The 24,553-nt window shown below is 58.8% G+C and carries 18 protein-coding genes and 1 pseudogene; 15 read left to right on the top strand and 4 right to left on the bottom strand.

All coding sequences use genetic code 11. From position 1 onward, the window contains the following. Nucleotides 1-1,829: 1,829 nt before the first annotated feature. Complete coding sequence (mobI, locus tag ACDELDRAFT_RS00085) at nt 1,830-2,264, bottom strand: conjugative transfer protein MobI(A/C) (protein ID WP_157764831.1); 435 nt, start codon at nt 2,262-2,264, stop codon at nt 1,830-1,832. Between the two features lie 833 nt (nt 2,265-3,097). On the opposite strand from mobI, the gene ACDELDRAFT_RS00080 reads away from it, so the two are divergent. Both ACDELDRAFT_RS00080 and ACDELDRAFT_RS24860 read left to right on the top strand, forming a co-directional pair. After that, entirely contained in the window at nt 3,098-3,931 is an 834-nt protein-coding gene (locus ACDELDRAFT_RS00080; protein ID WP_232504670.1) for a ParM/StbA family protein, read from the top strand. Then, complete coding sequence (locus ACDELDRAFT_RS24860; RefSeq protein WP_157764829.1) at nt 3,928-4,503, top strand: hypothetical protein; 576 nt, start codon at nt 3,928-3,930, stop codon at nt 4,501-4,503. The genes ACDELDRAFT_RS00080 and ACDELDRAFT_RS24860 overlap by 4 nt, the downstream gene beginning before the upstream one ends. A gap of 47 nt (nt 4,504-4,550) precedes the next feature. On the opposite strand, the gene ACDELDRAFT_RS24855 is transcribed toward ACDELDRAFT_RS24860, so the two are convergent. Continuing rightward, on the bottom strand, nt 4,551-4,943 hold the full coding sequence (locus ACDELDRAFT_RS24855) for a hypothetical protein (RefSeq protein ID WP_157764827.1): 393 nt from the start codon (nt 4,941-4,943) through the stop codon (nt 4,551-4,553). Between the two features lie 105 nt (nt 4,944-5,048). Here ACDELDRAFT_RS24855 and ACDELDRAFT_RS00070 point away from each other — a divergent pair. After that, nucleotides 5,049-5,327, top strand: a pseudogene (locus ACDELDRAFT_RS00070) (HU family DNA-binding protein). 554 nt (nt 5,328-5,881) lie between these two features. Here ACDELDRAFT_RS00070 and ACDELDRAFT_RS00065 read toward each other — a convergent pair. Continuing rightward, the gene (locus ACDELDRAFT_RS00065; protein ID WP_005792637.1) at nt 5,882-6,418 is read right to left on the bottom strand and encodes a hypothetical protein; all 537 of its coding nucleotides are present in this window, start codon (nt 6,416-6,418) and stop codon (nt 5,882-5,884) included. Nucleotides 6,419-7,295: 877 nt separating this feature from the next. Here ACDELDRAFT_RS00065 and ACDELDRAFT_RS00055 point away from each other — a divergent pair. Beyond that, nucleotides 7,296-9,593, top strand: coding sequence for a tyrosine-type recombinase/integrase (locus ACDELDRAFT_RS00055; RefSeq protein WP_040327533.1), 2,298 nt, complete (start codon nt 7,296-7,298; stop codon nt 9,591-9,593). A gap of 111 nt (nt 9,594-9,704) precedes the next feature. On the opposite strand, the gene ACDELDRAFT_RS24850 is transcribed toward ACDELDRAFT_RS00055, so the two are convergent. After that, nucleotides 9,705-9,974, bottom strand: coding sequence for a hypothetical protein (locus ACDELDRAFT_RS24850; protein WP_157764825.1), 270 nt, complete (start codon nt 9,972-9,974; stop codon nt 9,705-9,707). Nucleotides 9,975-10,680: 706 nt separating this feature from the next. Between ACDELDRAFT_RS24850 and ACDELDRAFT_RS24845 the strand changes: the two genes are divergently transcribed. The 11 genes from ACDELDRAFT_RS24845 to ACDELDRAFT_RS00005 all read left to right on the top strand — a co-directional run. Continuing rightward, complete coding sequence (locus tag ACDELDRAFT_RS24845; protein ID WP_157764823.1) at nt 10,681-11,463, top strand: hypothetical protein; 783 nt, start codon at nt 10,681-10,683, stop codon at nt 11,461-11,463. A gap of 642 nt (nt 11,464-12,105) precedes the next feature. Beyond that, nucleotides 12,106-13,410 carry a metallophosphoesterase gene (locus tag ACDELDRAFT_RS00050; RefSeq protein ID WP_005792632.1) on the top strand — a complete coding sequence of 435 codons (1,305 nt, stop codon included), beginning with the start codon at nt 12,106-12,108 and terminating at the stop codon, nt 13,408-13,410. Nucleotides 13,411-13,429: 19 nt separating this feature from the next. Then, complete coding sequence (locus ACDELDRAFT_RS00045; RefSeq protein WP_005792631.1) at nt 13,430-14,491, top strand: GTPase-associated system all-helical protein GASH; 1,062 nt, start codon at nt 13,430-13,432, stop codon at nt 14,489-14,491. A gap of 6 nt (nt 14,492-14,497) precedes the next feature. Further along, on the top strand, nt 14,498-15,514 hold the full coding sequence (locus ACDELDRAFT_RS00040) for a TRAFAC clade GTPase domain-containing protein (protein WP_005792630.1): 1,017 nt from the start codon (nt 14,498-14,500) through the stop codon (nt 15,512-15,514). Beyond that, nucleotides 15,507-16,418: a TRAFAC clade GTPase domain-containing protein gene (locus ACDELDRAFT_RS00035; protein WP_005792629.1), complete on the top strand. Its 912-nt coding sequence runs from the start codon at nt 15,507-15,509 to the stop codon at nt 16,416-16,418. Before ACDELDRAFT_RS00040 ends, ACDELDRAFT_RS00035 begins: the two co-directional genes overlap by 8 nt. Next, a complete protein-coding gene (locus ACDELDRAFT_RS00030) occupies nt 16,403-18,448 on the top strand; it encodes a GAP1-N1 domain-containing protein (protein WP_005792628.1) in 2,046 nt (681 codons plus the stop codon). The genes ACDELDRAFT_RS00035 and ACDELDRAFT_RS00030 overlap by 16 nt, the downstream gene beginning before the upstream one ends. Nucleotides 18,449-18,719: 271 nt before the next feature. Next, nucleotides 18,720-19,640: a restriction endonuclease gene (locus ACDELDRAFT_RS00025; RefSeq protein WP_005792627.1), complete on the top strand. Its 921-nt coding sequence runs from the start codon at nt 18,720-18,722 to the stop codon at nt 19,638-19,640. Between the two features lie 23 nt (nt 19,641-19,663). Then, on the top strand, nt 19,664-20,152 hold the full coding sequence (locus tag ACDELDRAFT_RS00020; protein ID WP_005792626.1) for a DUF4124 domain-containing protein: 489 nt from the start codon (nt 19,664-19,666) through the stop codon (nt 20,150-20,152). A gap of 620 nt (nt 20,153-20,772) precedes the next feature. Further along, on the top strand, nt 20,773-21,729 hold the full coding sequence (locus tag ACDELDRAFT_RS00015; protein WP_040327570.1) for an IS5 family transposase: 957 nt from the start codon (nt 20,773-20,775) through the stop codon (nt 21,727-21,729). A 232-nt stretch (nt 21,730-21,961) separates the two neighbouring features. Beyond that, nucleotides 21,962-22,939, top strand: a complete 978-nt coding sequence (locus tag ACDELDRAFT_RS00010) for a hypothetical protein (RefSeq protein ID WP_005792624.1) — start codon at nt 21,962-21,964, stop codon at nt 22,937-22,939. After that, nucleotides 22,936-24,553, top strand: a 1,618-nt coding sequence (locus tag ACDELDRAFT_RS00005; protein WP_005792623.1) for a hypothetical protein, incomplete at its 3' end; no start/stop codon positions are given. The genes ACDELDRAFT_RS00010 and ACDELDRAFT_RS00005, both read left to right, overlap by 4 nt.

Below are 24,553 nucleotides of genomic sequence, written 5' to 3'. Positions count from 1 at the left end.
GCTGGGCTGTCGCACCGTTCCAAAGCATTACACCCTCGAAGGAAGAAACCTTCTTTCCGAAGTCTTCCAGTTTGAAGGCTTGGGGAAGAGGCCTGCGCGCGAGGGGCAATGTTCTCAGGTCGTGACGCCGTCGCCCGGGGAGCGGCTGGCCGATAGAAACCCGTAGCCGCACTGAATCGTGCCCCGGATCTTGAGGTATGAGGAGTTGCCCGTGAAGGAGTCCAACTCAAACCTTGGGGTTTTGGCTGTCGGTGTGATTGTCCGTTGGCTTCGTGTCGCGACTGGCGATCCACAGCCCTGCGATAGTTATCAAGCCGGCAATGATGCTCAGAACAAGAATTTCCATTTCACTTTCCTTTGCCAAAAAAGTGGCACCGATGTTGAATGGTACTGTCCTCAGAAAGAGAGCGATAAACCAAGCGTTTGGAGCACGAAATCGCCACGCCTGGTCTACATTGGCAGGCCTGCGTCTACCAAGACTGAACGTTTATTCGGCCACATTGCGGGTGGGGAATGTCGTGGCAGGTCGATGTTCTCGGAAGCTTCCTCCGTCATCACTTGTTTTTCCTCGTTTTCAAAGTTGTGGCCAATATTTATATTACATGACCTTGGCAGGTGGACCTATCGCCGTCAATCAGGCCTGTTTTTTTCTTGAGTGCTTCGCACTACAGATGTGGCGCATTTTTGGGGTTCAGACACCCCTCCCAGTACAAAAGGCCAGAATTTCGACTAATTCACACTTGGGCGCGTTTGGCGAGGCATTCAGCGAGCTTTCCAGGATAAGAAATGGCTTAGACCCGAGTTGGTTTTCCGAAATCCGGGTGTACGTCGAGTGCGTGAAGGAGGGGGCAAGGGTGGGACCGGGGAGAGGAATGGCCAGGAAGCTAGCGAAATCCAACTTCCCCGGGGTTGCAACCGCGAATTTCGGTTTTATGCGCGAAGAAACACCCCAAATGACGCGAAAGGCCGGGAGAAATGCAAGTTTTCAGCCGAGGTCATGAGGTATTCAAGGCAATTCGAGCGCGGGGGACATGCAAACCGGGAAAAAGACAAGAACCAAGGAACAAGAGGCCCGGAAAACAGATGCAAATTCAGGAGCCAGGAAGACCGGGGGGAGAGGAAAGAGACAAACGGGGTCTAAATTCCTCAAAAGTCCGCGAGAAAGGCGATTCGTGGGGGGAACGATGGGCCGAAATACATCGAAGGCCGTGAACGCATCCCCCGCCGCGATGATTCAACGGGCTTCATACAGCCTTCGGCCATTACTACTGAACTATGAGTAAAGCCGACTCGGTTCGTCTAGGACGGGTGTTATGCGGGAGGGAGAGGCCAAGCAGGCGCGTTTACGCTTCTGGTTGATTGGATCTGATTCACCAGTTGCACCCAAAGCCAGGACTGCCGTGAATGTTAATTTTCTACAAATCCCGGGGTCGGTGAAGCGAAGCGCCCCTGTGCAGGCAAACAAATTTTACGCGGGGCCGCGAACACTGGGGATTGAATTCCGGGGTCGCCAAAGGCTGGGGTGTTTAACCAGTGCAAGGTTTCATTCGTTGCGCCCACAACCGCCTAGGCAGGTTGGAATGAATTTCGGAAGGGTGAAGCCCTACGGAGATGGTTTCAATTGCCAGGCTGGCCTGACCCTCGAATACAGGTTGAATGCGGGGATATTCCCGGCCCAGTTAAGCCAAAAGGCCCTTGCACATAGGCAGAGGGACCTTTGCGTATTCACAAGGCGAGGAGCGGCAGCTTTTTGCCAGCGGGATTGAAAAGGAGGAATGGGATTTCCTCCCTGCATGAGAACAGCCAAGTCCTGCTTATTGAGCGGGCTCTTAATGTTTTGCTTCCAATACGCGTCGAACTTGTTTCGCGCTTCGAATACTCATGTTCGAACGAAAAAGGTGGTGGGCTTGCCGCCTAATTGATTGCAACTGCAATTCCGTTTCCTTGACCATCGGCCATTCCCAGTCCTTTGCTTTGCTCTTCAATACAGATTTCTGGTAGGTCATGTATTCTTCATCGCGAGCAATTGGCAATCGAATTCTGGAGCGGGCGTTCTTTCTTCCATGCCATTCGATTGCCTGCCACCTGACCTTTAAGTGGTTGCCCTTCTTCCCGCATGTCAGCTCAAGGTTGCTGTAGGAGTCCGTTCCAGTATTCTTGCTCTCATGTTCGTTCACGAACAACCAGTACCTGTCAGCCACGTTGTAGGCCAAGCTGTGCAGATCATCTATGCACGATTCGATGTTCTTGATGCACTCATCCATGTCACCCATTTTTACCCCCCACATACGCCGTATTACTGAGGGCGAACCTGGACTCCACATTCGCCCTGAGGATTGCTCCTGCCCGTTAGATGAGGGTGTCGAAAAAGTATCGAGCATCCATCACGCTTTTTTGGTGTTCACCGCGTTAGCGGGCGAATGTACCCCCCCAGATTCGCCCGCTAACGCGGTGAACGCATCATGGCAGAAGCCAATAATCCAAAAATGTTCGACCCCCCACATTCACCGCGTTAGCGGGCGAATCTGGGGGGGCAGATTCTGCAACTGCTGCCGCGTCCTCGTAAGCGCCCATGCGGCCTCTCAGCCCGAATGTGACCCCCCAGATTCGCCCGCTTACGCGGTGAATGTGGGGTAAAACAGCCGAGACCCCAGATTCGCCCGTTAACGCGGTGAAGGTGGGGGGTGAAATTTGAAAAATTGCGAGCCTAGCCGCCTGTTTGTTATGAGGGCAAACGGCCCCCCTTTTGCCTTCATCCGAGGCGCAATTGCCTACGCTGGCCAGATCGCACGCCTTACCGTCGAAGCGCTGGCCTGATACTAGCGTGCTACTGAGGTGCTACTAGGCAACGACTGGAAGAATACAATTTTTGCATCATTTGCAATTGCACAAAATAATTGCATTACAATTCTGGGCTTTAAACCGGCAAAGAAATTGCAATATACGTAGTCGGACAGGACATCGGGTACTCAAACATCAAGATTGCGTACGGTGAGCCGGAGCAAGGGATGCAAACGGCAATTCGCCCCGCTGGTGCTGCCCCTGCAGATCGCTTTGGCGGGCGGTTTGACGGCAAAGCGCAGGATGTTTTCTGCATGTGCTGGTTGGCGACGAGCCGTTTATCGCGGGCGTTTCCAGTGACAGAGCAGAAATGTGGGAGCGTTCGCTCCATGCTGATTACACCGGAACAGACTCCTACAAAGCTTTGTTTCATGCCGGGTTACTGCTGACCAGCGCGACCGAAATTGATGTGCTTGTCACGGGACTCCCTGTGTCGCAGTACCAAGATGAATCCCGTCGTAAAGCGTTGGAAAAGCAATTTACGGGCAAGCGTAAGATCACACCAAAACGGACGGTTGAGGCGGCATCGGTTAAGGTAGTGGCCCAACCTATTGGCGGACTCTTCGATATGGTCAATCAAGATGAGAGCCAAGGTGAGGACGGCGATATTGACGAGGAAGCACGAATCCTTGTTGTGGACCCCGGATTCTTCTCTCTGGACTGGGTACTGGTGAGCAATGGCGAGTTTCACCGACAATCCAGCGATACCAGCCTGAAGGCATCCTCAGTCCTGCTGGAACAGGCGGGACTCCTCATTGCCCAAGATTACGGTGCAAAGCCCACTGTTGAGGCTCTGGAAAATGCCGTTCGTGCAGGCATAACCAGCATTCTGATGATGGGACAAAGGGTCGATTTCGGGCCTTACTTGAAACGTGCTGGCGAAAGCATGTCATCCACCATTGCCAACTCGATTCAGAAATCTCTTCGGAACGAAAAAATGTCGCCCGACATCGTTGTTCTGACTGGGGGTGGTGCTGACTTCTTCCGTGACATCATCCAGGATGCATTCCCGCGTCTGAAGGTTGTTTCTCCGAAAGAATCTGTCTTGTCGAATGCCCGTGGTTTCTGGCTGTTGGGAAGCATCAATTGAGCATTAAGGTCGTAGTCGAACTGAACGAAGCGTTCATGGACCTTCAGTGGTATCTCATGCCGTTGCCACGAAATGTCCAATCTGAACGACTGCGGACCTTAGCCTCCATCGGTCTTCAGATTGAGGATGGCCGCATGAAGGCTTTCGTCTCGTGGTATAGGCATGGAGGGGGCGATGCGTTTCAAGGCGGGTTTTTAAAGTTCCCCGTCTATTTCAATGAGGCATACCCCGAGCTTCTCGCATTGTGCAATTCAACACCGACCAGACTGCGGGCTGAAAGAATTCGATCTCTTGCTTCAATTGGGCTGAACGCTCTAAGCAGTGAGTCTGCGGCTGCTCCTGCAACGGCAGTTTCCATTTCGGAGCCGATTACGCCACCTGCCCGCGTAAGTTCAGAAAGCACAGCCCGGATTAAGACAAAGCCAGCTGCAGTAGTGGAAAAGGAGCCCGTCGCTCAGAGGCCGGTTCCTGATGAAGTGCCTCTGGTAGAAGAGAGCAGACCAAGTGCTCTGATCAACCTCCCGGTAAAGCCTGGCAAAAGGGTGGTCTGGTTGGCAAAGGCACTGACCTGAAAAAAGCCACCTTGCAAGGTGGCTCATTTAATTGCGAAGGGACTTTCTCAGAGGGGGCCTTCTTCACACTTTGCAATGCATTCCAGGGTGTGGCTCAGTTCCTGGTTTGCCTGGGTGAATCCGGAGCGGCGTGAGATTTCAAACTGATCCAGCAACACCTCTCCGCCTTGTTTTGTCGATCCGATTTCACCGGCCTCGATCATTGCATCCAGTTGGTGCATCGGAACGTTCAGTTGGTAGGCCGCTGTTTCTCGTGTGATGAATCCAGTCATTACTAGCCTTTCGTAGTGATTGATTGCAATGGTACTTCTATTGCAATCAATTGCAGGCGCTATTGTTCTATTTCTGCAAAATAATTTAATTTCTATTTGCGTAATTTTCACAAGCCAGACAGCTAAGGCATTATTCAGGTTCGCAAGAGCGGTAAGTCTGCCGCTCATTTTTGGAAACCAAGATAGCTTTGTATAGGACGCATGGCCATGGGGGCAACTGACGTTGCCCGTGCTATCCCGCCTTGGCAATTGCCGGGGTACCTGCGAAACAAAATGAATCGCTCAGATCTGATTGATACTCTTCACGCGAAGAACGGCTTGGTCAAGATGCAATGTGATGCTGTTCTCAATACCTTGATCGACACCATTCAAAATGCCGTCAAGAATGGTGACACAGTGTAGCTGGTTGGGTTTGGCACCTTTAAAGCCGTGAAGCGCGCGGCCCGCACTGGGAAGAATCCTCGTACAGGCGAGGCTTTGTCCATTCCTGAAGCCAATGTGCCTAAGTTCATTCCCGGCGCGAAATTCAAGGCGGTGGTCGGCGAATCCTAAGTTTCTCCACTCGTCTCTGACCCTGGGCGTGACGGTGCAGGGGAGGGGGTGGTGGCCTCCCCTGGTATTCCCGCAGCCAGACCGCGGTCGTGTCACTGAAGTTGATAGGTCGGCCGAATCGCCCTACGTCAGTGCAACTGCACACTGAGATTGGACTGCCCAATGCTGGGTGGACCAGTTTCGGTGGGGCGCCCATCTTCTCCGCCTGTTGAAGGCGTCGATCTCACACCGTGTGCCAAAACAACCCCTACCGATTCATGCGGAGCCGTGGTCTTGCCGGGACGCGTGCGGAGGCGTGTCTCAGACGGTTGTTTCTCTGGGGTCCCCATGCCCGATTGGCTCGGGCATGGCGGGATTGGCTATTTCGGTTTACGCCGGGGTTTTGCCGCAGTCCGTTGCTGCGCAGCAGCTTCTAATGCCGTCTTGGCATTTGCCAAATCACTGTCACTCAGAAGCTTGTGCCCCGGCACCAAAAACCACCCCTTGATGCAGGCCAGATCATTCACAGCAACTTGGATGTGGGTATCGGCGTAGATGGAGCTACCTTCCGAAACCTATTCACCTTGTTCGTATGCACCCCGGGCAGCCTGATAGGGCGCATAAGCGACGACGGACGCTGTGTCCATTCTTTGGAAAGCGTCCTTGCATGCCCTTTCGCGCCAAGCATGAACCATATCGCAGGCTGCTTTGTCGAACGCCCGGTGCAAGAGGTCCTTGTCACCGACATATGCTGCCTTGTTTTCGGGCTGCGGCTCACCGTTTTCAGCACTCCCTCTGACAACGGCCTCGGCGGCGCGCGTGAAATCTTCGATTCCTTCCTGGGTCGTTAGATCGAGCCAGCGATCAACGTCCAAGACTGTTCCGACAACGGCAGGTGTCGCAATCGGTTTCTGTGTGAGGAATAGGTCGGGATGGCTGTGGGCGAAATTGGCCAGATTTAATGCGCGCTTCCAATCGCCTTCGAAAAAGTAGAGGCCTTTGCCTAGCCAGTCGTACCGGTTTTCTGAGATTTCCGGCGTGATTTGGCCACGGACGAACCCGTCACGGGTCGTAATGTCGCATCCGTGGTAAGCCAGGACGATCCGGCCCATCAGCGGTACATCTTCGTGAGCTTTCCGTGGTTGTCCACGATGCCGGCAGCTTTCATGAGTGCAGCCGCTTCGGCGCCCGAGAGGGCCGGAAACCTGAAGTCGGAGCCGCCAGCTCCCTGTACGCGCTTTACAGCCGCACCTGTCTTGGGCTGGGGGACAGCCTCAACCGTCGTCGTGTGCTTGCGCGCACTGCGTTTTGCGGAGGGTTTGACAGCGCTGACCATCGGGACAGTTTGCCACAACTGAATGAGGTTCGCTGTAGACGACGCCAGATAACTCTGTGCCCCTGCGGCACAAGCCGCCCGCCGTGTGAGCTCGCAGTTGGGCCCCGACGCCGGGGCATGGACGCAAAAGCCAAAGAACAGTGGCGCATTCACGTCAGTGAGGGTGCATACCGCTGCTGGGTGACGCTCTCTGGAGCTTTTCCCGCGAGAAAGCGGCTCCTCTTTCCTTGACATGCCAATAACTGCGCGCCTCTGCTGTGAAGTGTGTGCACACTGCATTGGCATTTTTTGCTGTTTTTGGGTGCCCTGCTCTATTCCTGCATTAAATATTGGTATTGTGATAGTGATACTTATCACAACGTAACGCAGTACAATTAAATCTACTGTTCATTTTTGGATAGTTGTGGATTCGTTCGACACCGGCCTGTGGCCATCCCACGGGTAGCCAACGCCTGCTCTTCCAGTTCAAATGGACTTGCCTCACACGCCTTTTGGCCGCCCGATGAAATTGCCCCATCCATGGTCTGTTGCGCGACATGACCGTCCTAGCGGTACGCATTCCCCAGCCGGAAGGGATTTCTTGACGCTCCACCGAGCGTCAACACCGTCCGAACAAACCCGCCCCGTGGATTCCCTGACCTCCATCACCTAGCATGGCCGATGCTTCTATGAACCCCGACTCCACACCCGCACCCGAGCCCACCCGGATCCTGGGCACGGCCCTGGTCGATATCGATGAAGCGCAGGGATCAGATACCAAGGGCGCCCATCCGCCCAAGCGCCGCAGGGGGCGTCCACCGGGAACGCGTGTCCAGGTGGCGCACTCGCATGTCACGGCCGATGAGTTCGCCTTCCTCAGGGCCTTGGCCCAGGGCGTGGACCTCAGCGTTGCCGCCCGCCAGTACATGTTGTGGCCAGGTCGGCTGCCCGAACGCGCGGCGCTGGCCAAAAACGTGTCGCAGCTGCTCGCCCGCGTCCGATCCGGTGCCGAAGGCCTGGAGGATGCGAAGACGGCCAGTGCGATGGTCGAGGCGCTTTGGGATCTTCGGGAGTTGGAGGAAGACCCCCCCGAGGCGACGGCGCCCGCGCCAACCGAGGCACAGCCCAGCGAGGTCCCTGCGCTGCCGGCACCAGCGGCTGAATCCGCGCCCCCGACACTGGCGGAATTCGCCAGCCGCTTCGATGAGGACATGTATTCCGAGGCCGAACTGGTCGAGATGTACCGGGAGGAATACCCTCCGGTCCAAACTGTCCTGCCCCTGGCCAACGACGCCATGCCGTCCAAGGGGGACGCTTCGCCCCCTGCTGCTGCTGTCGCGCACCAGCCGTTTGGTGAAAAGGTGCGCCTTCGCCTGAACGCGATCGACTGGCTGGATGAAAAGCTGGGCGTGCGCCCGGAAAGGGACCTCCCCGTCAAGCAGTGGCTGCGCTTGACCAATGCCCAGGTCCAGGCGCTGGAAAAGGCCGGGGTGATCACCCTTGGAAATCTGGTGGACTGGATGGCGCTGCGCGGCGAGGACTGGTACTCGGAAGTCCCTGGCTACGGTGTGCAGCGGGCCAATGCGCTCATGTTGTGGCTGGCGAAGTGGAGTATTCAGCCGTCTCAGGGTTTGAAGGCCCCCCAGCGGAAAACGGTGGGTGCCGCGCCCGTACCCGCGCCAGCGGGCCCGCCAGAGATTCATTTTTCGCTGCAGGCGCTCCAGGCCAACAGCTTGACCCCGCATTTTCTGGGGGAGAACGGTGTTTTCCGATCCAATGGTCCGAACACATTCACTGCGACGAACGACCTGGAGGCGGTCCAAGGGTGGTTCGATCTCATCAAACAGAAGAGCCTTCCAACCCAGATCGCCTACCAGCGTGCCATCGAGCGCCTCATCCGTTGGGCCTTCGAGGTGCGGGGACTGCCGCTTTCATCGCTCTCCACCCCCGATCTGCTCGCGTTCAAGGAATTTCTGGCGGCCCCTCCTCCCCACTGGATTCAGGACGAAAACGCACCTCGCAATTCCAGGGGCGAAACCTGGAGACCCCTGCGGGGGCCACTCAGCGACAAGAGCCTTGAACTGACCTTCGTTGCGATCTGTTCGATGTACAAGAGTTGGGCGGAAAAGAACTACCTCTCTGCCAACCCCGCCTCGGACATCAAGGGGAGCAAGCGCAAGGACGCCACCATGGACGTGATGCGGTCGTTCAGCATCCAACAGCAGGAGGTGATCGCGCGGGCCCTGGACGAAATGAAGGATGGTCAGACGAAGCGGCGGCTCATTGCCATCCTCTGGTTGCTTCTGCTCGGTGGCCTGCGGCGGGAAGAAGTGGTGTCGGCGACATGGGGAAAAATGCGCACCCTTCGGGTCGATGGCCGGGATACCGACCAAATGAGCCTGGAGGTGCTGGGCAAAGGCAATCGGACGCGGATCATTCCTGTGCACCCCGACCTGTACGAAGCGCTGCTTGCCCACCGCCTCGATCGCGAGCAGCTCATGGAGCAAAACGCCCTATCGTGGACAAAGCAAAACGCCGTCGAGCTCATGCCGTTGATCGGTGTGCTCGATGAGCGGTGGATCTATGCCCTGGACGCAAAGCGGGCCGCAGAACGCAATGAGGCACGCCAGGCAAAGGCCCCAACGGACGACGTTGCAGCAGGGAAGCTGACGGTCAACAGCAATGGCGCGCTCTCGGCGGCAGCCATCTACCGTTTGTTGAAATCGTTTTTCCAGAAATGCTCTGTGATCGCCGGGGAATCGCTGAAAGATGAGAGTTCGCCGTTCAAGCGTGCATCGACTCACTGGCTGCGCCACACCTTCGCCCACAACGCCTTGCGGGCATCGGGCAAGGATCTTGAATTGGTGAAAACCATTCTCGGGCACCAGTCCATCACGACGACAGCTCTCTATGTGAAGGCTGAGATGTCCCAACGCGCGGCCACGATCAATATGATGACGCCGCCCAAGTAGCGGGCTGGTCAGAAACGAGCCCAAACATGTGGGGGGTGCCCCCCTGCCCTGGGTGACATTCTTTGGAGGAATTTTGGAGTCAGTTATGTAATATAAATTGCAGTCACTTCCCTAGATACCTGAGAGCGCCCTTCGAATATCGACTTCGCTGGGCATCTCGCCAAGAACGACAGGAGGGTGCCCGGGGAGAAGCAGCACATAGGCGGGTACCCCGCTGCGGCCAATTGAACGAAGGGCGGTGGTAATTTCCGGGTCGCGCTGGGTCCAGTCCGCACGCAGAAGGCTCACCTTCTTTTCTGCGAAAGCCCGAAGTGCCGCCTCAAAACCATGCCCAGATGCGTCGCAGCAATGCGGGAGCCGGTCGGGCAGGACGGAATACATAGCGGGATGGTTTGTGCATAACCTTTTCGGTGGCAGTTTGCGATACTGTATAAACCATCAGTATCATACGCAAGACTGTGCCGCGCCCGCCTGACTCTGACTTCAACAAATAAAGTGCGTCGGATGCAAATAAAGTCTGTCGGGGAAATTCCGCATTGAGAAATGAGTGCCGCCTCATTTAAGGCGGTTCATGTATCGAAAGTGCCGTGGGCTGCTATAGGCTGAGAGCAGCCATCAAGTTTAGGCTGCTCGATGACTGGCGATGCCGATACCGGACATTCAGCGGCGATCAGGCCGAACTTCCACTCCACATCTCAAACCGGACACTTGGCGGAACGGTGAACCTACCGCGATCTCAACGGCCGTTTTCACATCACCTGGACTGGCGGTACCGACTCATTGCGGAAGTAGCCATCTCGAGTTTGCGCGTCCAACACCCGACATTCGTACGGTCGAGTAACATCTCATCTGGCCTATCGTTCAACCAGGATGCGAGTTTTATGGCGACGACAAGTTGCGTTGTTGATTCTCGAGACGGCGGATGGAACCGCTAGGGCCAATTTACGCTCGGGCGATAAGCAGAACTGACGCGTTTCGAAGGTTTCAGCGCGCGCTTGGAGACGCTACGCTGCACCTGAACACGGTAGCCGTAGGTTTAGAAGCTATCGCGTCAGATTTGTCTGCTGCACAGAAGGCTGCGAAGGCCTTGAATATTGGATGGCGCCCGCCTGCCGGCGCGAAGAAGGCCGCAAAGAGTGCTTCTGTTGTCGAGCCACTTGCGAAGCCCATAAGTTTGCCCACTGAAGGGACGAAACTGCGTGACCTCACCGCAAGAAGCAAGGTTTTCGTACTTCGCGCCGTACTGGTCGCGGCTTGTGACTGTCTCGACACCTACGTTGCAGAGTTGGTCAAGACGCCGTGGTTGAAAATCGACGCATCTACAGCCGACATCTGTACCAAGGCCGTGACCAAGCCTGGCAAGATTGCGTGGTCACTTGCGGAAAGATACACAGCCCTTTGCACCGCGCTACAAATTCCTAGCATGGAAGGCCGGTGCGCAATTGTTGCGCTGGGTTCTCGCTGGAGAAATGCCCTGGTCCATGCCGAAGGTGCCAAATTCGATCTCGACTCAAGCGATCGACAAACGCTCACATCGAATGCAGATGGATTGTGTAAGGCGGGATTCATTGTTACGCAAGCGTTAGAGCGATTCAAGAATGGATCGGATCCCACACTGAAGGACGTCACGACAATCGTGTCCTATTCACAAGAACTTTGCGCGGCAATCGATCGTTGTGCAATTGCGCGGGTGATGAGCCAGAGCTCAGAAGTCGAACGATTTCTTCTCGAGCGGCTGAAGATACATTTCAAGTCTCGCGGCCGAGTCGACGATTTTTGGGGCATCCACCGTGACCAAGAATGGGACATGGAAAAATGCGCGAAGGTGCGCCCGGCCGAACGAACCGAACGAGCGAGCGAGCGCATTTGACGCCAAATGGCATTCGCGCTTCGGGCAACTGCTTGATTCGCTAGGATTTTCCGCTACTCAACACCCCGTGTCTGGACATCTCTCCGTCAAAGAGCTTGGCAGGCTAACGAGCATGAGCGCGAAGGAATTCGCTGATGAGCTTTCCCTTCCCAACTTGTAGAGGTGAGGCTGATCTGCAAGCTTTGAAGCAGCTTTGCGCGAATTGTCAATGAACCCTTGGCAAGGAACACGACCAATAGTCGGATCGGACAGCAAGCGCGACGTCATTTGGTCACGCAACACCTGCTGTCGCCAGGACTTCGGCAGATTGCCTTTCTTGTTGGGCGCTCAGGACCCGTGTTGGGCAACACTTAAGTGGTCACAAGGTAGTTTTTGCAGGCCGGAATCACCGTTGACGATCGACCAATGTTTGCGGTGAATCCAACCCGTGCCAATCGGCTCGATACAACGCTGTTTGAGCATCCGGCCCGCATATACTCGATTGCCAACGCGACGATTCGAAAATCGGTGTTCTGTAGATGTCAAAACTGCGATTTCGATCTCATAGCGGAGCGGAAAAATGGCGAGCCCCGGGGCTAAGGTCCGTCAATTGATCTATCGGGCGACACCGTTTATGCCCTGCGGAGTCTCGAGAATAAAACGATGCGGATACTCCATCTTTCAGACATCCACTTCAGAGCCCCTGAATGCCTTGATCCTGACCACGACCGGGACAAGCCTTATCGTACGCGTCTCGAGCGGCACTTGACTGGCCGTGTCGCCGCGATGGGTCCGATAGACGCGATAATGGTCGGCGGCGACATCGCGTTTCAAGGGGACCCGCGGGAATACGAAGTGGCGCGAAGCTGGCTGCTGGACTTGGCTGCGAGATGCGGATGCGACAGCGCTAGCATCTGGGTGGTGCCTGGAAATCACGACGTGAACCGAAAGTCGTGCGAGGACGCGCCGACGATGAATGCGCAGGCGATGATCTTCCAGGCACAAAGCGAAGACGACCGACTATGGATGCTCCGGAAGCAACTCGCTCATAACGACACCGGGCAAGCACTCTTCCACGGCCACGCCGCATACAACGAGTTCGCTAAAAAGATGAGCTGTCAGGTTTATCCGGGCCATCTCTACTGGAAGCAGGAGCGCGAGCTAGGACCTGGCGTCACGCTTCGGATTCATGGTCTGACGTCCACTCTGCTGTCGGGACGCAATGGCGCAAACGACGGAAGAGGTTCGCTTTATTTGAGTCCGCTCCAGACGGTCGACCCGTCGCCAAACGTCGTGAATCTCATTATTTGCCATCACCCGCCCGACTGGCTAATCGATGGTGACGACGTTGACGATATGCTCAACGAGCGGGCGATGTTCCAGGTGTTCGGCCACAAGCACCGGCAGCGGATCCACGAGGGCGCGACTTACGTCCGATGGAGTGCTGGCTCGGTGAATCCGTCGCACTCGGAAAAGCAGTTCGAACCAAGCTACAACATCATTGAACTGAGTGTATCAGGCGAGGGTCAGGAGCGGCGGATTGACGTCGCTAGTCACCTTTACAGGTACCAGCCGCAACCAGAGGGCTTCCAGCCGATTCGAAAGAACGGCGGCCAAGAAGTATTCAGGCACTGGATACCCTTTCCGGCCGAGGAAACGACCGGAATAAGGAGCGGTGGGATGGTGGAGGCTGTCACACCCGAGACCTTCAAGGTCCCGTCGACGGCTTCCGCCCCGCATACAGACGCGGAGGCATCTATGGGCGACGCAAGTACCAGGCATCTTGTCGACCGCTTCTGGGACTTGGACGGGAGCGACCGGCGCGAGATCGCGCTCGAACTCGGCTTGATTACCGACGGGGAGATCAATTTGCCGGAGCCTCAGCGCTATGGCGTTGCCTTAATTCGCGCTTCAGAGCGCGGTTTGCTCAACCAATTGGAACAGCTCGTCAACGCGCGAGAACGATAGACTGGGAGCGGAACTGAATATGCACGCAGACTTTCCAAAACTCTACTCCGAGATTTCGACCGACGGCGCGCAGCGGGCCCTGCGCTGGACCGCCATCGAAGCCATCACTAAGAGCTGGACGCCCGCCCAGGGCGAGATGCTCGCACGGCTAGTCTTTGGCACGAAATCGCCGCCCGGGGGGCATCAAGAGGATGACCTGGCGGGGGCGTTGGTAGCATTTCATCAAGCGTTCTCGGATGCGGACCCATCGATCGAACAGGGAGCTCGACAGAACCAGGTTCTGGCTGCCGGGGTCGTCCTACGATACCTCGATTATCATTCGCTCGTCGCACTGGCCGTGACCACGACCGCCTGCGGCGGCGCGCGCAAACTTGCACTGCCGGTGGATTTGGTCACTTTGGCCGAGAACACTCTGTCGAAGCTTGGCGCTTCGCGCCGCATCCGACCTGATCTCAGCAAGATCAGCATTCCCGATCCAGAGTTTGCCTTCGAGCCCGACTTTGCCGGGGTGGTACACAGTTCCCCAAGCACGTTCAAAACGGTCTTCGACCAATTCACAGAAACTGTGGGCGAAGCGCTTATCGATCTCGTCGGCAGGTTCAACGAATCCACCAAGCTGCTCGTTGAGGCCGGTAAGAAGGCAGACGAGGAACTCGACCTACTATCGTGGGTGCTCGGACAGCGATCGCTGCTTTCTAATCAGTCTTTCGCCGACCTTCTCCCCGGCGAGAAGCCTCTCGTGTTAGCCCGCGACCTTGCATCGCTCACGAAAATATACCCGGGCCCGAACTCGATACCCGGGTTGCTGTCGCGCGCCGGCATAAAAGCGACGGGTAAGATTAAGATCGCCGATGCGGTGAATGCCGTTTCAGACGATTGGACATCTGCAGCTTTGAAGGGCCGCAAGCCGTCACCCGTCACTTCGCCAGTCCATTTCGCGCTGCTCAGGCGCCAAGAGACCGGTGCCGGCGAGGGCTGGTATGCCGGATGGTCCGCCATAACCGGTATCGATGGCGGGTTCAACATGTCGCCCATCGCTCTCGCGGAACAGTTCTACCGTGAAAACCTCTGGCTGCGTTGATCCGCGATGGCTGAAACCGAATTAGTCTGCGCAAACCGCGAGTGCCGCATTGCCCAGGGCGGCAGGTGCGTCGAAGGCCACGACGAACTTGCCAAGTGTCTTTATTACGGCAAGGAGCCAGAGGGAGGCGATCAGGACGAGGGCGATGACGATCAGGAGGCAACTGACCCCTTCGACGGCGTGCTTTTGCCCGATGCGCTTCCACTTGATAGCAGACGCGCCGACCGCGTGCTCGCGTCGTTACCATCGCGGATGATTGGCGTGATCGGTGTGCACGATTCCGGCAAGACTAGCGTCATTGCTGGCCTCTTCGACCTATTCCAATTGGGCTCTGTAGCCCACGCAATGTTCGCAGGGTCATCAACCTTGCACGGACTGGAGAAAATCTGTCACGACGCAAGGGTCGCTTCGGAGCGCGACGAACCACATTCGGAGCGAACAAAGAGAGGCGAAGTTCGCTTTTACCATTTCGACGTGCTGCGGGATGGGCTGCTCCAGTCGGTGCTCATCGCCGACCGTTCGGGCGAGGAGTACGAGGAGGTCGCTGACCTTACGGCGAACGCGACCGCCATGTTCGAACTCCGACGGGCCGACGTGATCACCGTGCTGGTGGATGGCCGGCGGCTAGCATCGTCGCGCGACCGTGCAGATGTCATGGGCGCTATACCGCTAATCATTCAGGGCATGGTCGAGAACGGCGCATTCGCACGGAAGCCCAATCTCGCGATCGTCCTAACTAAGGACGACGCCGTACAGGCCTCGCCGCGTAAGGATCAAGTACAACGCGACTTCCTTGCCATCATCGACGGAATCAGGGATGCCTTCGCCTCCCACTTCGGCGAGTTCGGCTCTTTTGTCACCTCCGCGTCGCCCAAGAACGCGAACGTCGTGCGTGGCGCCGGTTTGGCAGAAATGCTGGAGTTCTGGATGAAACCGGGCGCGGAGCCTCAAGGCACTAGGCTGCGCCATAGCAGCGGTCGTGTCTTCGACGGTCTCATGTTTGAGGAGGCGAAACGTGGCTGAAAGCGGCAAGCACCACGTCTCAATATCGATCATCGGCCTGCCCGGATCCGGCAAGACGACCTTCCTGGCGGCGTTGTGGGAGCTTGTGAACGAGCGGCGCGTCCCGAAGGTGCTCGCCTTCGACTCGATCGGAGACAATGATCAGAGCTACCTGCGCAAGATCGTGACAGTTTGGCGGAAGGCGACCGAGCAAGCTCGCACCAGGCTCACGGGCTTAAGCGCGGTAAAGATGAACCTGAAGGACGATGCCGGGAATGTGGTCGAGGTCGCAATACCCGACGCTCCGGGCGAAGACTTCCGCGCAATGTGGGAAGATCGCGAACTCGGGCGCGTGCTGGGTGAAAGCCTTGCCGACGGCAACATTCTGCTGCTCTTAAATGGCAATAAAGTGAAGGCGCCCGCCTGGGTCACGGAGCGTGCCGCGCAGCGTAGGGCAACTGGCAAACTGAAGGCAGAGACCCTTCCGAAAGATTGGCAACCAAGCCTCGCCCCGACCCAGGTGCAGCTGGTGGATCTGCTCCAATTAATCTCGCATGCTCCCGTAGGTCGGGCAGGCCGCAAGATCGTCGTCATGATAAGCGCCTGGGACAAGGTTGAGGGAGAAAGACTTACGCCTGACGCCTTCCTCAGGCAAAAGCTGCCCCTCCTCGCCCAGTACCTCGCAGCCGCCCGTGACGGTTGGACGCCCCGGGTGTACGGAGTCAGCGCGCAAGGCGGCGAGTACGACGGCAACGAGGCGAACGTCCAACCGGTGGGCGGAGAGGGCCCGAAGATGAAGGCCACGACCGGCCGCGACGCCGAGCGATTGCGAGAGGTAGATATCGCGGCAAACCGCATCCGTCTCGTATTCGCCGAACGGGAATCGAACGACCTGACTGAGCCGCTGAAATGGCTGATGCATTGACCAGGGATCGCATAAAAGTCGAACAGACGCTTCACGGCTACAGCGAGGGCCACCGTCTCATAGAAGGATCGCTCAAGCTCCCGCAGTCCGACGCGCGTACCATGCTAGTGTTGAGCGACGCTTCCGGCAGCGGCAGTCGTATTCCTGCGAACGGCTACATCACTGGATACCCTCTCGCCGAATCGGGCAAGTACGTCCTCGCGCGGACCTGGGCCGCCCCGGAGATGCGCCGGCCAGGTTGCGTATGGACCCACTCCCTCCTCATAGACTTTGCGGATCTCGCGAGGCTCGGCTCGGTGGACAACCTGCTCGAGCGCCTCCAGCGCCCCTCCGCCAGCGGAGCATCCGCTTTCGCGATGCAGCTTGAGCTCTTGGTATCTAGGGCGCCTACTCCCGTCGCGCCTTCTGGTCTGACGCGAGCCGGTCAGTGGGCTTACGCGCTCTATGGAAGACCGAAGAGCAGAATCATCGACGAACGCGAGCGTCCCGAGGACGAAGAGCTCGTCGTGGCCATGTGGATGCAGCAGTGGCCCCGACTGCGTCGGGCGTTTAGGTTCTGCACGTTCTCTGCGGAAGATCGCTCCACCTCTGCTGACGCGTTCGACCTTCAGCTGATGGATGTGAGTCGAACGAGCCGTTTGAAAGTGCATGATGGGGTGGTCGCCTCCGCAAAAGGCCAGGGCGACTGGATTGAGACCCTTCTCGACGACCTCGGAGAGCCAACAGGCTCGGGCCTGCGACAGTTCCTGCGCGATGTGGGCTCGGACGTCTCGAACGGCCGGGCGGCAATGATTCCGCTTATTCATTTGTACGAAGCTCTGAAGCCAAACGCAGGAGTGTCTAGATTGGCCGAAGCGGTTTCTGAACTCGAGCGGCTTGGGCCGAGTCAAGGCCGCACGGGTCGCGCCGCAGCTGCGCGAATGGTGTTCTCTCGACCTGAGCTCGTAGATCGAAGGCTCTTTGATTTCGCGTTGCAGCAAGTGCGCGCAGACCGTGACCTGCTTGGCGTCGAACCGCTCGTCCTCGGCCGCGCCCTGCTGCGATGGAAGCCTGAACTCCTTGCCGACGCTCTGCCGGAAGACGATTCGTTTTACAAGGCGGTTAATGCCGCGCTCCCCGGAGCCGACACAGATGAGCTGATCGATCTGATTGAGAACGTGCCAGGCGCCGCAATGGCTGTGCTTCAGGCACGTCCGGAAGTCACCGAGCATGCATCATTCTGGCGGATAGCCTCGCTGAACGCGCAGAGACTGATCGGCGCCCTGGACGTCGGTCAGGTTGGGGCTATCCGGATCGTAGGCGCGCTAATGGAGGCCAATCGCGACGAATGTTCGGCAGTTGTGGTCGACCGATTCGGCATCGGTCCGGTGGTGGCTACGCTGTCCAGACTGGACGTCACTGGGATCCACTCTAGGCTAGCCTGGGTTCAAGCAGTTGCCCGTCGTATAGACGAACTGGCAGAAGGAATGTCGCGCGGAGTCATCTGGCACAGGCCGCTGCTGTTTGCTCTGGCCGAAATCTTAGGCCCTGACGCCGTGCCGAACAGAGTTGGGACCGACCCGTGGGTGACGGCGGTCGAGCGTTCGAGAGCATCCGATGACGTGCGGGGCGAGGATCTGCTCGCTTCCCTCCTTTTTACGCGCGCTAGAGGATGGTGTTCGAGGTCGGCCGGCAGGCTCTTCTCCCTCTCTGTGCAGCGCCTCCACGAGGCGATGGCATCCGAGCGTCTTACAGACGAGGCATGGCGCGTCGCCAAGCAGCGGCTGCCATACGGGTCGGTCTGGCGTGACTGGGACCAGTGCGAGAAGCTCCGGCATGCGGTCGTCGACAGCTTCATCGACCGGGAACTGCCTCCCATCGAATTCGGTACCGTCGTCAACAACGGCCAGCTCTGGAAGGAACTGGTTGACCTTGCGGCCGACAGTCCCAGGGGGCGCCGCTATTTGAATAAGGTGCGTAGCGCGCTACGTGGCGGCGACGAAGCTTGGTGGGATGAACGGGCAAAAATCATTGACCGCTGGGTCAACTAGCAGAGACCAGCTGATAATGTGCCGAGACGGCTCGTCAGTGCACAAGCTCTCGCACAAAGAGCGGAGCGGCCGAGGAAAACGCTGCGCTACCGAATCCCGGTGGGAACTCTCAACGAAGGTGTTGCATTGAGCGGCTGAATTCGCAGCCGAGAGCGGTCCATCCGCGCCAGTGGATGACTGGCAGCTCTCGCTGCGAAGCAGTCCGTGTATGGTGTTTTCACTGCTGTGCGCAAAAATAATGCAAACACCACACGAACAACGGTAGGAAACCATGGCGAGACGCAAGAAAACCAGTCCACTAGAGGATGTCCTAGACCTCCTTGCCATGCTCCCCTGGTGGGCCTGCGTGATGCTGGCCGCGGTGAGTTATTTCCTGCTCCACCCCTTGGCGGCGCCTATCCAGGCATCCGATATCCAGGGACAAGGCGGTGCGATGGTGGGCGCCATGATGCAGAAAGCCGTGATTCATGGCCTGGCAACGGCCGGTCAGCACATCGTTCCACTGCTTTGCCTAGCTGCTGCGGCCCTTTCAGCCTGGCGAAGAAAGCAGCGCCAGTCGTTGCTCACGGAAGTTGCACAAGCGCGCAATACCGATGCTCTGGATGGCATGAGTTGGCGGGAATTCGAGCTGCTGGTCGGTGAGTCCTACCGACAGCAGGGATACTGCGTCGCAGAGATAGGCGGCGACGGGCCAGATGGTGGTGTTGACCTTGTGCTGGCCAAAGGCGGTGAGAAGTTTTTCGTGCAATGCAAGCAGTGGAAGGCCTACAAGGTGGGAGTAACCACCGTGCGCGAGCTGTATGGCGTCATGGCGGCCAAGGGGGCGACCGGAGGCTTCGTTGTCACATCGGGACGCTTCACGGAGGATGCCAAGGAATTCGCGCAAGGGCGCAACATTGAACTGATTGACGGTCCTCGGCTCTTCGCGATGATTCAACGCGCAAGGCAGACACAAGGCCCATCTACCAGCGAGCATCGCGAATCTGCAATCACGACCGGTTTCCCGCAAGTCCAAGCCAAGGCTTCAGTCACTGAACCGACAGCCAATTCCCAGGCCACCACTCGGCCCGACTGTCCGCGTTGTGGTGCTGCCATGGAGCAGCGCACGGCCCGCCAGGGCGCCAATGCAGGCAACGCGTTCTGGGGCTGCTCAACCTATCCGAAGTGTCGCGGGACGCGTGCGACCGGGTAGTGTTCTGCTTTCAGGATGCTCCAATGCGTTTCTTTCCGTCTTCTCGTATGCAACCAAATCGCCGTTTTCAGTGGCCGTTCGCATTCCTGGCCCTTTTATGCATTGGTTTCCATGCCTATGCGCAAAAGCCCGTTTACCGCTGTGAAACCGCAGGACGCGTGAGCTATTCGAATGAGCCTTGCGTGGGCGCCAAGGAGATTGATGCGACACCCACACAGGGAATGGACAAAATGACTGGCGCAAGCCGTAAGGGCGCCGATGTGCGGCGCGATGAATACAACGCAACGATTGCAAATGCGCTCAAGCCATTGACGGGAATGACGCCCGATCAGCACCGAGTGCACAGGCACCGATTCAACCTGAGTCCGTCAGACAAGGCAGAGTGCACACGCCTGGACAACAGCCTTCCCGGACTGAAGCAGCGTGCCACCACGGCACCCACCAGCGGCAAAGCCGTGGCCGAGGTGGAGTTGTACAAGGCACGCAAGCTATTTAACGACCTGAATTGCTAGCTCCGGTACCGAGATACCTTTTTGAAGCGAGCCTACAGGTGGTAGCTGTGCCTTGAAAACCGGCCGTCGGATCGGCGAGCGTTGTGGCTTCTGGGTGACGACTTCTGACCAGATACCGTGAAGTTATGGTGCGACTACGGCTCGCTGCAAAGTCGACTTCAGGCTGGCTGCAGTCGTCCAACTCAAAGCTGCCAATGACTGCTGACACCAACTTCGGTCATTGAACGCCGTCTGCCTTGAACGGCCGCTTCCCCCTCGGAACCGGCCGCTCGATTGCGCGGTTCACCGCATGCAGGCACAAAGGACCGCTTCTGTGCGCAGCGATAGGCTCATGCCGACCCATCAGCGACATTCGCAGCCCTGAACTCGTCGACCCGAAGCTGCCGGTCGTGCACACGCCGGGGCATCCGAAGGAGGTCACGCAAGAGCGGGCATTCCAGGTAGGCAGCACTCCTAGCGATTGAGGCATGGCGTCACTGAAGGAAGAGATGGCGTCCTGATCCTCCTGCCCTCGCCGAATCAGCCCGGCGGCGTTCCCGGGTCCACCCTCTAGGGGCGAGCTTCAAAACTCCGGGCAAGTGCTCTACCGCTGAGACTGCGGCATGGGCACGATGCTGGACATGACGCAGACGAGCCTGGGGCTGGACTGGACCAGCAAGCGCACGAGGAAGCGCGAGTTCCTCGATGAGATGGAGCGTGTCGTGCCGTGGGCGGCTCTGGTGGCGTTGATCGAGCCGCACAGCCCACGAGCCAAGATGGGCCGCCCGCCGTTTCCCATCGAGACGATGCTGCGCATCCACTTCATGCAGAACTGGTTCACCTTCGGTGACCAGGCGATGGAAGAGGCGCTGATCGACACGCCGTTGTACCGTGGGTTTGCCGGACTCAACGTGGAGGCCGACCGCTTGCCTGACGCCATCACCATCCTGCGGTTTCGCCACCTGCTGGAGCGTCACGGTCTGGCCTTGCAGATGTTCGCCATGGTCAACGAGCTGCTGGCCGCCAAGGGGCTGATGGTCAAGAGCGGTACGGCGGTGGATGCCACCATCATCAACGCGCCGAGCTCGACCAAGAACAGCAGCGGCCAGCGGGACCCGGACATGCATCAAACCCGCAAAGGTCAGCAGTGGTATTTCGGGATGAAGGCGCATATCGGCACGGACCTGGAGACGGGGGTGGTGCACAGCCTAGTGACCACGCCGGCCAATGCGGCCGACGTGACACAGGTCGATGGCTTGCTGCACGGCGAAGAGAGCGATGTGTTCGCCGACGCCGGCTACCAGGGGGCTGCGGGGTGGACGCGCGCCAAGGTGAACTGGCACATCGCGATGCGCCCGGGCAAGCGCCGGGCCTTGGACACCAGTACCGAGCTGGGCCGCCTCACCGACGAGTTGGAGCGTGTGAAGGCGCGCATCCGGGCCAAGGGCGAGCACGCCTTCCGCGTGATCAAACGCCAGTTCGGCTTCACCAAGGTCAGTTACCGCGGGCTGGCCAAGAACACCGCTAAGCTGCACACGCTGTTCATGCTGGGCAACCTGTGGATGCTGCGCAAACGGCCGCAGCTGTGCGGGGCATGAGTGCGTCTGCAGTGCCCGAAACGGGCACAAACGGCGTGCAGATCGACGCCTCGACTGCGCGTTATGAGCCCAGAAAGCGCCAACCACGACCGCTGGCACCCGTCGCGGTCAGCAAACCGCAGTTTTGAAGCTCGTCCCTAGTAGTTCGCCGGGCGTCGTGTGTTGACGCTTCGCCGGGGGCGACCAGATAATGCAGCTTCTGCGGGTTCACGAACCCTAGAAGGAACTGACCATGACCGATGATCCGGGCCTTCGAGCGATCCATTTCGAGGCCGACCCCGCCGAGCAGGCGAGGCAGAGGAGCCGCTTCCGTCGACTGGTACTGAAGGCGTTGGCCGCCTGCCTCGGCACGGGCCTCACCATATGCGTGTTCTTCAACGTGTTCTCGCAGCTGTCAATGGCGCGCAGCTCGATCTGGCCTAACCCGCTGTCGGCCCGCAAAATCAGCTTCACCGAACCCGACCCGGTCCTGCAGGCCTTCGTCAGGAACGGATTCTGCGACGACTCCCCTGGGACCGAGGGCGCCCAATGCCGGTTCACGCGGGCCCTGGCGAACGACAAGCACGCCGAGGCGCTGCATGCGCTCTACCCACTGTCGGGAGACGACCTCGGCGCCGCGAAGGAGTTGCTGCTTGACCAATTGCGCGACTCTGCCGGGCGGCACGACTGGGCCACATGCGCAGCATACAGCCGGCTCACGTTGGCGCTGCTCAACGCCAAGCGGGAGGACCTCCTGGTGCATCGCAGCATCAATAATCAGCTGTGGCTTTTGTCGGTAGCGTGCGAAAACCCGGCTGCGATCTATACCGCCCAGGCGGCGTACGTGAAGCTGATCGAGTCGATCCTGCACGGGACGCACCTCGCGTCTGCCGAGTCCGGCCGGGCGGCCGAGGACGACGACGATAGCTCGTTGCTGAGCTCCTGGAACGCCTACCTGACTGGACTCAACCTCCTGCGCCAAGCGAAGTTCGACGCTGCGGCGGCGAGCTTCCGACGCGTCGACGAACAGAGCGGCAACCTGGCTGAACTGGCGCTGATCGGCTTGGCCCGCGCCGCGTTCTGGAAATTACTCGTCGCTCGCCAGCGTGGCGCCGCGACGCCCGAACTGCAGCGAACGACGCTCGAACGATTGAACCTGGCGCTGCAGCGCTGCCGTGTCGCCAACTTCCGGGACGACATCGGCTACTACATCGATCAGGCCAAGCCATGACGGGGTTCGTGGCCCGCCTCAGGGAGGTGTCCAAAGCTTCCTGGGCGGTCGTGACCGCCATCACAGCGGCCGTCACCTGGACCGCGACCCACCTGATCCCCGACTACGCGAGCGACACGAAGGGCGATTTCCTCGCCTTCGCGCTCCGAGTCTACTGGCCTGAATGCATTGCCGCGGCGCTACTGCTACTGCTAATCGTCGGCACGCTCACCGCCGGCGTGCGCCGGTCGGCGGGCGTGGTCGATGCGGTCCTGACGTCGGCGGCCCAGGCGTACCGCTCGTTTCGGCTCGTTCCGGTGGCGGAAAGAGTAGTCGCCATGGCGCTCCTGTTCGTCGTCGCGGTCGGCTCGCTCGGCCTCGTCGCCGACCAGCTGTCGAAGATGGTCGCACGCGAAAGCGAGTTCGCGCACGGACGGATGAAAAACTGGTTCGGCACCAGCCAGCAGGTCGCGGCCAACCGCCTGATCTTCGACGCCGCCTACGGCCGCGCGGTCGAGACGCTTGCCGACCAGGCGCGGCGCCTTCGCGACATCACCGAAGGCGACACCTCGGGGACGGTCGGCCAGTGGATCGAAGACAACGTCGAAGCCGGTGGGCAAATGCTCGATAACGTGAAGTCGCGCGTTTCACAAGCCGGGCTGAGTCGGGCGGATCTGTTGTTGCAGGGCACCTTGCGAGCGATCCGACCGACTTGGAGATTCGGTTCCGTCGAAAGCGACGACCTGGTCGGGCGCGAACAATTGGCGACCTACGAAGCCGCCCTGCTCGAGAGCAAGGCGCGATGTGAGGGCGACGGCGGCGCCCTCTTGTCCGACGTGACTGTGGCCCATGCGGTCAGCGCGCTCGGCTTCACGCGCTGGCCGCAGCTGCTATACCCCGTGCCCTCGCCGATCGAGACGAAGCGCAAGGTGCTTTGCGCCATCCTCTCGGCGCTATCGGTCGACGAGCTCAAGCAGGCGCATCGGGCCGCCTTCTCGATTTCCGAAGCGCCGACACGGACCGACTGGCGCGACAAGCTGTCGACCGACACAATCGGAACCAGCGCTTCGGTCGTCTGGGTGTCGATCAAGCGGGCGATCCAGGCGCCTGTCGTCGCTGCATTCAACGTGCGCCTCTTCCGACCGGCGTCGGTGGCGACGGTGCCGGCCGACGACGCCGACATGTGGCCCGATCGCGAGATCAAACCGCTCGAAACCGCCGGCCTGTTGGAAGTGGCGGTCGGACGCTCGCGCAACCCGGCCGTGCCGATCGACGACCACGGAATTCCGGCAACCTTCTTCCCGGTCATCTACCTTGCGTCCGGCGAGGACGATGGGCGGACGCAGTTCTACACCTCGGCGTCGGCCGAGGGTCGCGGCCTGCTGATCTGCCGCGAGTCGACGCTTCTCACCCCCAGGCTCGCCGTCGAGGTGGTCCACCGCTTCGGCGGCGTCAGGCTCGGACCGAGCAAACGATGCAAGGACGACAAAGAGGTCAGTCACTTGAACAAGGTCGATCCCGCGAACGCCTTGCCGGGCATGCTCTCCCTGCTCGAAGCGCTCGACGCGTCAGCGGCGGCGAGCGCCGCGCCCGACAGCGGCGCCGTGCGCGGCGTGCTCTGCCAAACGATCCGGG

The organism is Acidovorax delafieldii 2AN (assembly GCF_000175235.1).
Classification (GTDB): domain Bacteria; phylum Pseudomonadota; class Gammaproteobacteria; order Burkholderiales; family Burkholderiaceae_C; genus Acidovorax; species Acidovorax delafieldii_B.
This window is presented reverse-complemented; position numbering and strand designations above follow the sequence as displayed.

Excerpts from the sequence above, each read along its gene's own strand:
- ACDELDRAFT_RS00020 (WP_005792626.1), top strand. The coding sequence starts at position 19,664 with ATGCGTTTCTTTCCGTCTTCTCGTATGCAACCAAATCGCCGTTTTCAG.
- ACDELDRAFT_RS00055 (WP_040327533.1), top strand. The coding sequence starts at position 7,296 with ATGGCCGATGCTTCTATGAACCCCGACTCCACACCCGCACCCGAGCCC.
- ACDELDRAFT_RS00065 (WP_005792637.1), bottom strand. The coding sequence starts at position 6,418 with ATGGGCCGGATCGTCCTGGCTTACCACGGATGCGACATTACGACCCGT.
- ACDELDRAFT_RS00015 (WP_040327570.1), top strand. The coding sequence starts at position 20,773 with ATGACGCAGACGAGCCTGGGGCTGGACTGGACCAGCAAGCGCACGAGG.
- ACDELDRAFT_RS00045 (WP_005792631.1), top strand. The coding sequence starts at position 13,430 with ATGCACGCAGACTTTCCAAAACTCTACTCCGAGATTTCGACCGACGGC.
- mobI (WP_157764831.1), bottom strand. The coding sequence starts at position 2,264 with ATGGATGAGTGCATCAAGAACATCGAATCGTGCATAGATGATCTGCAC.
- ACDELDRAFT_RS00040 (WP_005792630.1), top strand. The coding sequence starts at position 14,498 with ATGGCTGAAACCGAATTAGTCTGCGCAAACCGCGAGTGCCGCATTGCC.
- ACDELDRAFT_RS00025 (WP_005792627.1), top strand. The coding sequence starts at position 18,720 with ATGGCGAGACGCAAGAAAACCAGTCCACTAGAGGATGTCCTAGACCTC.
- ACDELDRAFT_RS00010 (WP_005792624.1), top strand. The coding sequence starts at position 21,962 with ATGACCGATGATCCGGGCCTTCGAGCGATCCATTTCGAGGCCGACCCC.
- ACDELDRAFT_RS24850 (WP_157764825.1), bottom strand. The coding sequence starts at position 9,974 with ATGTATTCCGTCCTGCCCGACCGGCTCCCGCATTGCTGCGACGCATCT.
- ACDELDRAFT_RS00030 (WP_005792628.1), top strand. The coding sequence starts at position 16,403 with ATGGCTGATGCATTGACCAGGGATCGCATAAAAGTCGAACAGACGCTT.
- ACDELDRAFT_RS00050 (WP_005792632.1), top strand. The coding sequence starts at position 12,106 with ATGCGGATACTCCATCTTTCAGACATCCACTTCAGAGCCCCTGAATGC.
- ACDELDRAFT_RS24855 (WP_157764827.1), bottom strand. The coding sequence starts at position 4,943 with ATGAGCGGCAGACTTACCGCTCTTGCGAACCTGAATAATGCCTTAGCT.